This window comes from Streptomyces katrae (assembly GCF_000966975.1).
Classification (GTDB): domain Bacteria; phylum Actinomycetota; class Actinomycetes; order Streptomycetales; family Streptomycetaceae; genus Streptomyces; species Streptomyces katrae.
The window spans coordinates 1-9,328 of the sequence record NZ_JZWV01000229.1 but is presented as its reverse complement, the minus strand read 5'-3'; the positions used below and the strand labels follow the sequence as shown (position 1 = coordinate 9,328).

10 protein-coding genes and 2 pseudogenes are annotated in these 9,328 nt (G+C 72.3%); 4 read left to right on the top strand and 8 right to left on the bottom strand.

All coding sequences use genetic code 11. The features are described from left to right. On the bottom strand, positions 1–416 hold a 416-nt coding region (locus VR44_RS46360), incomplete at its 3' end, for a hypothetical protein (RefSeq protein WP_425424492.1). A 467-nt stretch (positions 417–883) separates the two neighbouring features. Between VR44_RS46360 and VR44_RS10385 the strand changes: the two genes are divergently transcribed. Continuing rightward, on the top strand, positions 884–1,291 hold the full coding sequence (locus VR44_RS10385; protein WP_052713536.1) for an anti-sigma factor antagonist: 408 nt from the start codon (positions 884–886) through the stop codon (positions 1,289–1,291). A gap of 219 nt (positions 1,292–1,510) precedes the next feature. Here VR44_RS10385 and VR44_RS10380 read toward each other — a convergent pair whose 3' ends face one another. Both VR44_RS10380 and VR44_RS10375 read right to left on the bottom strand, forming a co-directional pair. Then, positions 1,511–2,860, bottom strand: coding sequence for a ricin-type beta-trefoil lectin domain protein (locus VR44_RS10380; RefSeq protein ID WP_045947133.1), 1,350 nt, complete (start codon positions 2,858–2,860; stop codon positions 1,511–1,513). A gap of 155 nt (positions 2,861–3,015) precedes the next feature. Next, complete coding sequence (locus VR44_RS10375) at positions 3,016–3,954, bottom strand: alpha/beta hydrolase family protein (RefSeq protein WP_245691667.1); 939 nt, start codon at positions 3,952–3,954, stop codon at positions 3,016–3,018. 222 nt (positions 3,955–4,176) lie between these two features. On the opposite strand from VR44_RS10375, the gene VR44_RS10370 reads away from it, so the two are divergent. Further along, positions 4,177–5,142, top strand: a complete 966-nt coding sequence (locus VR44_RS10370) for a hypothetical protein (protein ID WP_045947131.1) — start codon at positions 4,177–4,179, stop codon at positions 5,140–5,142. A 109-nt stretch (positions 5,143–5,251) separates the two neighbouring features. Then, on the top strand, positions 5,252–5,977 hold the full coding sequence (locus VR44_RS10365; RefSeq protein WP_045947130.1) for a peptidylprolyl isomerase: 726 nt from the start codon (positions 5,252–5,254) through the stop codon (positions 5,975–5,977). Positions 5,978–6,073: 96 nt separating this feature from the next. On the opposite strand, the gene VR44_RS10360 is transcribed toward VR44_RS10365, so the two are convergent. The 5 genes and pseudogenes from VR44_RS10360 to VR44_RS42425 form a co-directional block, all read right to left on the bottom strand. After that, complete coding sequence (locus tag VR44_RS10360) at positions 6,074–6,985, bottom strand: phosphotriesterase family protein (RefSeq protein ID WP_045947129.1); 912 nt, start codon at positions 6,983–6,985, stop codon at positions 6,074–6,076. Continuing rightward, positions 6,979–7,562: pseudogene (locus VR44_RS10355) on the bottom strand (DUF4865 family protein). The gene VR44_RS10360 and the pseudogene VR44_RS10355 overlap by 7 nt, the downstream one beginning before the upstream one ends. 14 nt (positions 7,563–7,576) lie before the next feature. After that, a complete protein-coding gene (locus tag VR44_RS10350; RefSeq protein WP_045947128.1) occupies positions 7,577–7,966 on the bottom strand; it encodes a (R)-mandelonitrile lyase in 390 nt (129 codons plus the stop codon). Positions 7,967–7,976: 10 nt separating this feature from the next. Beyond that, complete coding sequence (locus tag VR44_RS10345) at positions 7,977–8,552, bottom strand: TetR/AcrR family transcriptional regulator (protein ID WP_045947127.1); 576 nt, start codon at positions 8,550–8,552, stop codon at positions 7,977–7,979. A 95-nt stretch (positions 8,553–8,647) separates the two neighbouring features. Further along, positions 8,648–8,881, bottom strand: a pseudogene (locus VR44_RS42425) (dienelactone hydrolase family protein); the annotation flags it as partial. Positions 8,882–9,015: 134 nt separating this feature from the next. On the opposite strand from VR44_RS42425, the gene VR44_RS10340 reads away from it, so the two are divergent. Beyond that, positions 9,016–9,328: SUMF1/EgtB/PvdO family nonheme iron enzyme (locus tag VR44_RS10340; RefSeq protein WP_211275047.1), on the top strand; the 313-nt coding region annotated here is incomplete at its 3' end.

Here is a 9,328-nt window from a genome sequence, read left to right as displayed (position 1 = left end):
CGCTCGGAGCGTGCCGCCGCCCGCAGGCGCTGATCGTCCGGAGATCCGGGTGCCGGCCGGGACCAGGCCGGTGGGTCGTGTTCCGGCCTGGCCGAAACCCCCGTGAATTCGACCGTGAGCGGTCCGGTGCGGACCGAGCCGGGCAGGGGCTCTCCCGAGGTCCAGATTCGGCCCCGCGCGCCTTTCACCTCGCGGTCGATCCGTACGCGGAGGATGGTCCTGTCGCCACCACCGCACGTCAGGACGCGCACGGTGCGGTCCCAGTCGCCGCAGTACGTCTCCTCCGATGGAAAGTGTCCTACCGGAAGCGCGGCCGCCGAGATGCCTTCGGGCAGTTCCACGTGGACCTGGGTAGAGGGCGTGTAGGTATGGACGATCTCCAGCGACACATATTCGCCGACCTTTCCCCGGATCACCGGGGGCGGCTCCGTGAAGACGGGACTCGCAGAGGGCCCGGTCAGCAACAGCAGGCCCGCAACCACAGTCCATCCGCTCACACGCCCACCCATTCGTCAGACCGTCGCTGTCTCTTCGCGGCCCCACCCTCGCACGGACAGCCCCACGGGAGTGCGCGCAGGGGTGGCCACGGCGGCCGCCGAGTGACCGTGGTCACCCGGCCTCGCGAACCACGAGGGGATCTCCATGGTGAAGAAAAGCACCCCGAAGCCGGGTACGTACGTGCGTACGGGGCATACGCCGGTGATGACCAGCCTGGTCTGGTGAGGGACCCCACGCCACCATCCGGCCACAATGCGTGGCCGACGGAGGGTGCGGGTGGTCTTATCCGGCTGTGTGCGGCCCCATGCCGTGCGCTTGACGGCCTTCTCCGCCCCGTTTGGGGAGCCGACCGTAATGGGCTCCTACCCGAACGGCGGACCGGACCGTGCCTGCCTCGTTTGCTGTTGCCGTCAACGCCGTCGGCCCCAGCCACACCGTTGTGGCCCTGACCGGCGAACTCGACATCGACACCGGCCCCGACCTCGCCAAGGCCATCGACGCCCTTGAGCTGCCGGGCCTGGTCCTCACCGTCGACATGACGGCCGTCACCTTCATGGACTCCTCAGGTCTCAACACGCTCCTCAGGCTGCGCCGGCGCACCGGTCGTGATGGGGCCGCCCTTCACCTGTTGGGTGTCCCTGACCAGGCCTTGCGGGTTCTGGACCTCACCGGTACCACCCACCTGTTTCACTTTCTGCCCTCACCGGGTGCGCTGGGACGTGCAGAGACCCTGGTGGGTGCGCGGCTGGGGAGCGGTCCCGCCGGCCGGTGCGGAGCCTGCGGCCTGGTCTGACCGCGAGCGAGGCTGAGGACGCCGCCGGCCCTCGCCGACGCCGTGTCGCTCCAACGGCAACGTGATCGACCACTCGGGGCAGGGCGTCCAGCAGGGCGGCTGACGGCGGCCCCCCGGTCCGTGCCAGGACCAGGGAGACCGGCGGCCGGGGGATTCGCGCCCGTACCGGAGCCCCCCCGGCAGCCCGCCACCGCGTGCGGGGGCGGCCGGCGTCGTCTCCTACTTGGGTGCGACCCAGACCTGGCGTTTGTCGCCGCCCGCCGTGTACAGCTGTACCGGCGTGCCGTTGGCGGTCTTCCCGCCGGTCACGTCCAGCACCTTGCCGGAGGCCGCGTGCACGATCTGGCCCTTGGCGTTGACCGTCCAGCGCTGTGCGGGGCTGCCGTTGCAGTCGTACAGCTGGATCTTGTTGCCGTTGGCGGTCAGGTTGCGCGAGTCGTCCAGGCACTTGCCCAGTGCGCGGAACGTGCCGTCCTTGCCCAGGATCCACGACTGGGCGACCGAGCCGTTGCAGGTGTAGAGCTGGATCTGCGTGCCGTTGGCCGCCTTGCCGCCCTTGACGTCAAGGCACTTGCCGCCCAGGCCCGTCACCTTGCCCTGCGGGGGCAGCGCGGCACCGGCTCCGGCGGCGAGCAGCCGCAGCCCCTGCACGTCGAACTGCTGGACGTACGTGCCCGCCCGCTTGTCCTGGTACGCGTACGCCGGCGAGCACATCACCGGGAACTCCCCGGAGTCGGTGCCCTTGACGCAGTCGCCCTTGGTCAGGCTGCGGTTGGCGTGGGTGAGACCGAGCGTGTGGCCGATCTCGTGGCTGATGTGGTTCCTCATGTACGTCTCGCCCATCGCGGCCGTGGGCTTGCCCTGCGCCGTGAAGAACGAGTCGTCGATGTAGGCGTGTCCGCTGGTCACCGTCTCCGGCACGGAGGAATTGGTGAAGCCGCAGCTGAGGTTGGCCGTCCCGGACCCGTCGCGGACCACCTTCCAGCCGGTGCTGCCCATGGTGCCCTCGTCGGCGGGCGGTACGCACGGACGGTGCAGCACGCCGACGATGACCTCGCCCTTGAGCCGGACGTGGTCCCAGCCCACGGGCTTGGTGTCGACCGTGACCGGCAGTGTGGTGATCCGCTGGAGGTCGGCGGCGGTGGCCTTCACGTACGGGGCCAGCCAGTCCGCGGACTTCTGGTCGTAGAACCTGATCGTGTAGCCGGTCGCCAGCCACTTGGTGGCCCCGCTGAGCTTCCACCCCGTGCCCGAGGGCGCGCTGGTGGTGCCGCCCGCGGCGACGCCCGAGCGCGGTGCGGCGGCCGCCGGACCGCCGAGCGTCATCACCCCGTCCTTGAAGGCCGCGCTGTCGCTGCTGTAGGTCGCGGAGTCCGCCGTGTGGGCGTCCAACGCGTCCTCGACCGGCGGGATCGTGGCCGTTTCGGGGGCCTCCGTCCCGGCGGTCTCCACCCCGGTCTCGGTGTCCTCCGTGCCGAAGGCCGTGGGGGCGAGGAGCCCGCCGCCGGCGACCGCCGCCACGGCACAGGCCGCCAACACCGCTTTGCGGTACTTTCCTATGAATGCCAAATCCCCGTTGCCTCTCCTTGAGAAAGCCCCCGTTGCGGGCCCATCAACACGGTCCGCAACGGGAGTTGATCAGATGATAGGAGAGGTGGGGGGCGGCTCCCTCCGCCACCATCACCCATGGGATCCGGACCGCCTGCCGGGGCCCCGTGGTCCCGTTACGGCAGATGGCGGGCGAAGAAGGTCCCCACCCGGTGCCGTACCTCAGTGAGTGTCACGGCAGGGTCACCGGTGCCGACGAGCGCGGTCCGCGCCGCCGCCGTCACGAGGCCGGAGGCCTGGAGCCGGGGGACGAGCGAGCCGTAGTCGGTGAACGCCCAGTGGTTCGCCTCGCGGAGCAGCGCGCGGTGGCCGGGCAGGCCCGCCCAGGACGACTCGATCCGGTCCGCGCCGTCGAACCCGTCGGTGCGCAGCAACAGCAGCGGCCGGCCGAAGCCGGACGGCACCGGGTACAGGTCGAGATAGCCCTCCAGGTTCGCCACCGCACCGACCCGGCGGTCGTCACGGGCCGCGTACACCACCGCCGTGCCGCCCGCGGAGTGCCCGTACAACCCGATCCGGCGGGAGTCCACGACCCCGGCGAGGGGCAGGCTGCCGAGCCGGTCCAGGACCAGCCGCAGGTCCGCGATCCGGGTGTCCACCATCGTGCGGAACGTCGCCGGGTCCGGCGGTCCGGCCAGGGCGGTCGTCCGCAGCCCGGTCGGCAGCTCCACCTGGGAGGCGTCACCCGGGTGATCGACGAGCACGACCACCCGGCCGCGGCTCGCCAGGTCCTCGGCGAGGGTCGTGCCGAGCGTGCGGGAGTCCCCGCCGCCGGGTGAGTACACCAGCACCGGCCACCGCCCGGGAAGCGGCGGCGCGCCCACGTGCCCGTGGGTGAGGACCGCGCCCCAGTCCACCCGTCCCGGCTGCGGCAGTCCGGGATGGACCTGGGGCGCCAGGCCGGCGAACTCCCGTGCCTCGGCCGGGGTGAGCTGCGCGGCCCGGGAGAAGCCGCGCACCGACCGGGCCGGGTACAGGACGGTCAGCATCAACTCCCGCACCCCGCCCACCCACGGATCGGTCCGGGACGGGTCCGTCAGGTGGACCGTCCGCATGCCCACGGGGTACGGGCCGGCGGGCGCGGGCAATCGGAGGACCGGGCCGCCGCCCCCGGATGCGGAGGCAGCCGTGGGCAGCAGGGCGGCGGCACCCCCGCATAGGGTGCCCTTGAGAAGAGTGCGTCGAGAGGTCATACGGGCATCCTCGGGGCGGGGCCGACACGACGCGAGGGTTCAGGCCCTGGCCGAAAGGCCGGACCGTGACGGGGAGTTGTGAGAGTGCTGCGCGTCCACTTCACCGCCGAGGACTTCGCCCGTACCCGGTTCGCCACCCGCCCGGCGCCGCTCCAGGAGCTGCACGCCGCCCTGGCGACAGCCGTGGCCCGCAGCGGCGGCCCGCTGTTCGCGCAGTGGCGCGGCCGCGTCCTGCGCTCCCTCCCCGCCGCGAGCGGCCCGCTCGCCGACCTCGTTCCGGGGGGCCGCCCGCCGTCCTTCCTCGACGTCCTCGGCGACACCCTCGCCGACGGGTTCGAACGGATCCGCGCCACCGGTCCCGCTCTCGTCCGGTCCGAGCTGGAGCGGGTCTACGGGGCGACGGCCGCCCCTCGCTGGATCCACGGCCTGCACGCGGGCGACGAGGCGGCCTGGCACACCCTGCGCCGCGCCCAGCAGACCGCGTACGAGACGGTCCTCGCCCCGGTCTGGTCCGTCGTGCAGGACCTGCACCGCGAGCAGTTCAGCCACTACGCCCTGACGGCCGCCGAGCACGGCGTGGCCGCCGCCCTGACCGGCCTGGCCCCGGGCAGCCGGCTCCACGAGGGCGTGTGGGAATGGCCCGGTGCGGCGCCGGCCCGCGAGGTCCGCCTCGACGGGCGCGGCCTGGTTCTGCTGCCCACCTTCCACCACCCCGCGGGCCCACTGCTCCAGGACGTGCCGGGCCGTCCCGCGGTCCTCACGTACCCGGCCGGTGCGGGGCTTCCGCCCGCCGCGGGGAACCCGGTCGCCTCCGCCGAGGCCCTCGCCGCCGTGCTCGGCCGCACCCGGCTGCACGCCCTGCGCCTGCTCGCCGAACCCCACACCACGACATCCCTGGCCCGCGCCCTCCACGTCAGCAACGCGACGGCTTCGTCCCTGGCGGCCGCGCTGAGATCGGCGGGCATGGCCACGACGACCCGTACGGGCCGCTCGGTCACCCACCGGCGCACGGCCCTCGGCACGCTGGTCGCGGGCGCCCGGCCGCGGTAGGCCATCGCCGGCCGCGCCGGCCTTCCGCCGTCGGCCATTCCGCGGACCGGAACCACGCCCTAGACTGCGACCGCTTCAGGATCTGGCGATCATCAGGAGGGCGTGCGAGATGAAACGAGTACTGATCGGCGCATTCACGGCCGTGGCGTTAGTCGTGTCCGCGGGGGGTGTCGCCGCCGCTTCCGACGGCGCTCCGCCGCGCACCACCCACGGCCCCTGCCAGTACACGCAGACCCCGGACGAGCCGCCGGCGCGCTCAGTTCCGCTGCCGCCTGACCCGCGGCACACCCCCAGCCGCGGCACCGTCGACATGATGGTCCCGACCAGCCAGGGCCCGCTCCCGCTGCGCTTGGACCGGGCCAAGGCACCGTGCACGGTGCAGAGTTTCCTGCACCTGGCACGCCACGGGTTCTACGACCGCACGGTGTGCCACCGTCTGACGGCGTATCCGACGCTGAAGGTCCTGCAGTGCGGCGACCCGACCGCCACCGGTGAGGGCGGCCCCGGGTATAAGTACAAGGACGAGCTGCCGGTGGACCTGCCGCCCGCACCCACCGACCCGACCGGCGCACGCCGCCTCTACGGACGCGGCCTGCTGGCCATGGCCAACGCCGGCCCCGACACCAACGGTTCGCAGTTCTTCGTCGTCTACGGCGACTCCGCACTGCGCCCGAACTACACGGTGTTCGGTACGGTCGGCCCCGACGGCCTGACGACACTCGACAAGGTCGCCGCCGCGGGTATCGAGCCGACCACGGAGAACCCGGCACCGGTCGACGGCACACCCGTACTGCGCACCGAACTCCTCCGCGTCCGGCCGTCCTGGCAGCGATGACGTACCGCGCCGTCGGCTGCCGGCCATGCCAGGGCGGCGGCCGGCGTCGCGGATGGCCAGGGTGGGCCGCCGGGAGGTCGAGCCGGACCGACCGGCTCAGGGCCAGTCGACGGCGAAGGCGCGCCCGGGGTTCCGCGTGAGGATGTGACCCACCAGCTCCGCACCCAGGGCGGCCACCAGCCGGGGTCGCACCCGGCGCAGCAGGTACGGCATCCCGGGGCCGCCGTCGACCGACCGTGCTCCGGAGACGACGGTGTCCCCGCCGAGCAGCAGCCGATGCCCGAAGCCCGCGTCGGCCAGCGCCTTCACCGCGTCGGGCATCCGCCAGTCGGTGGCGTGATGGGCGAGCGAGGGCCCGTCGAAGGCCAGATAGCAGCCCGCTTCCGCGGCCTGGCGCTGCACCACGCCGTCGGGGGAGCGGTTGAGGTGCCCGAGGATCACCCGGTGAGGTGGGACCCCCAGCTCGTCACAGAGCAGGTCGATCACGTCGAGTGCGCCCGTGCCGTGCTCCAGGTGGACGGCTATGGGCGCGCCGGTCTCGTGGTGGGCCTCGGCCGCGGCGGCCATCGTCCACCGCGCGTGCGCGTCGAGGGCGTGGAAGCCGCCCGCGACCTTGATGAGCCCGGCGCGGACACCCGAACCGCCGATGCCCGTGGTCAGTTCGGAGACGAAGACGTGGGCGAGCCGGCCGCGCACCGCGTCGAGGAACTCCGGTTCGTAGTGGGCGGCTTGGTGGAGCCCGGTCGCGCACACCACGTGCACTCCCGTCGCGCTGGACAGCGCCGGCAGTTCCGCGGTCCGCCGTCCCATGCCGTACGGCGTCCACTGGACGAGGCTCGCACCGCCCGTGGCGCGGAACGCGGCCAGTTCGGAGCGAGCGGCCGGGACGTCGTCCAGTTCCCGGCCCGGGAGCTTCGGGCTGCGGAGGAAGAGGTGGTCGTGGGCGTCGCATACGCCGAGGTCATCGGGGTGCACGTCGGCGAGGACCGTGCGGACGCGGGCTACCATTGCCGTCCGCGCGGCAGTACGTGCCTCCCGGGCGCCGACACGTGCAGCACCTCGAAGATGTCGCCCGAGGCCGTGGGCGTGTGGTGGTCCCAGAGCGAGAAGTGGACCAACTCCCAGCGGTGCGAGTCGACGGCGGCCGCGGCGAGTACGGCGCCTTCCCGGGAGGCGAGTCGCCCCGTTTCGCGCACCGCGTCCTCCATGAACTCGGACAGCGTGACGGTCTCCGGAACCCGCTGCCGCCGGCGCACCGCGACGACGGCCGGAGAGCCGGCCGCGGCGCCCTCCTCGTAGGCCAGGCCCGTCCACTGCCGCACGTCGGGCCGCCCGAAGTCGTTGACGGGCCCCTGGAAGGCTCCTCCCCACAGGAAGGTGTTCATCCCCTCCATGGTGTTCCAGAGATAGAACGGCGCGTACTGGTTGACCGTCGAACCGTGCACCCCGCGCTCGCGCATCAGGTACGTCTTGAAGCCGAGGCCGTCCCAGTCGTCGAGGGCGTCCCGAGGCGGGAGACGCGGTCGCGGATGATGTTCATGTCGTAGTCGGCGGGCAGGGTCATCTCGTACTGCATGGCGTGCACCGTGAGCTCCGTTCTCAAGCGGGGTAGTGGTCCACGTGCTCGTGCCATTCGACGGTCGAGCCGTCCTCAGCCGCTTCCACGACGGCGAGGTGCGTCATGAAGGTGCCGGGAGCGGCTCCGTGCCAGTGCCGTTCGCCGGGCTCGATCCACACGGTATCGCCCGCCCGGATCGCCGCGACGTCACCGCCCTCGCGCTGGACCAGTCCCTCGCCCTCCAGGACGTGCAGGACCTGGCCGTGCGGATGGCGGTGCCAGGCGGTGTGCGCGCCGGGGGCGAAGTGCACGCTGAACATCCGCAGCCGGGACGGTGATTCCGGCGCGGCTATCTCGTCCAGCCACACCGTGCCCGTGAAGTGCTCCGCCGGGCCCTGCAGGGTGTCGGGTCGCCTGGTCGTGATGTGCATGGGGAACTCCTCAGGATGCCGGTCGGAGAAGGGAGAGCAGACCGCGTACCCCCGAGTCGAAGGCCGCGGGCGAGCCGGACGCGCGGGCCAGGACGTAGCCCCCCTGCACCGTGGCGAGGACCGTCGCGGCGATCTCCCGCGCGTCGAGGGACCGGGCGAACTGGCCCTGTTCCTGCCCCTCCTCGACGATGCGGGCGAGCTGCTCGCGCAGCCAGGCGATCGTCTCGTCCACCGGCGCCCGCAGGTCCTCGTTCGCGACCACGTCCGGGTCCATGGTCAGGCGCCCGACGGGGCAGCCGCGCAGCACGTCGCGTTCGCGCTGCAGATAGGCCCTGATCCGCTCGTACGGCGTCCCGGGCCCCTCCAGCACGCTCTGCGCGGCGGCGCGCAGCTCCTCGCAGGTGCGGCGGATCGCGGCCAGCGCGAGGTCGGGTTTGCCGTGGAAGTGGTGGTACATGCTGCCCTGGCCCACGCCCGCGCGCTCCAGGATCGCTTTGGGGCTGGTGCCCACGTAACCGCGCTCCCACAGCAGTTCGCGGGTGGACTCGATCAGTCGGTCCTGAGTGCTCATGCGGATACTGTACATACTAGTAGTTACAGAAGTCGAGCAGGGCGACGATGTCATCCCCGGCTCGCTGTGCGTGCCGTGGGTGGTAGCCGACGCCGGGAGGCGCGGCGTGGTCCACCGGGGTGAAGGGCTCCTCTAGCGTCCGCCGTGGAGTCGAAGGCCAGCGCCACGTACCCCAGCTCCGCCAGAGCCTCGGCCCGCCGGCGCTCGACGTCGCTGAGCCCCATCCCCTCGGGTCCGATCAGGACCGCGGGCCGGCGCTCGGCGCCGGCCGGAAGGGAGAGGTGTCCGATCATCGTCAGGCTGTCGGCCGGGTATTCGACCGAACGGGTTGTCACCGTCGTCATGCGACCGGACGGTAATGGCCGTTGCGCCCGCTCGGGGTGGCGTTCACCTATGGCGGAGAGCGGTCTGTCCCGGACACGCGTGCGGGGGACTCACGTAACCTCCTCGGAGTATGGATACGAGTGCAGAGCCCGAGATGATCGACATTCCCGCCGGGCAGATCGTGTTGTCGGACCGGCGCACCCAGCGCAGCTGGGCGGTTGAGCTTGCGCCCTACCAGCTCGCGGCGTACCCGATCACCCAGGCGCTCTACGCACGGATCGCCGACGGGCATCCGAGCGCCGCCCACGGGGACCGGATACCCGTCGACAGCGTTTCCTGGTGGGATGCCGTCCGATTCTGCAACGCGCTGTCCCAGCGCGACGGCTTCGCCCCCGTCTACCAGTTCCAGGCCGACGGCGAGGAAATCGAGTGGGACGCATCCGCCGACGGGTACAGACTGCCCACAG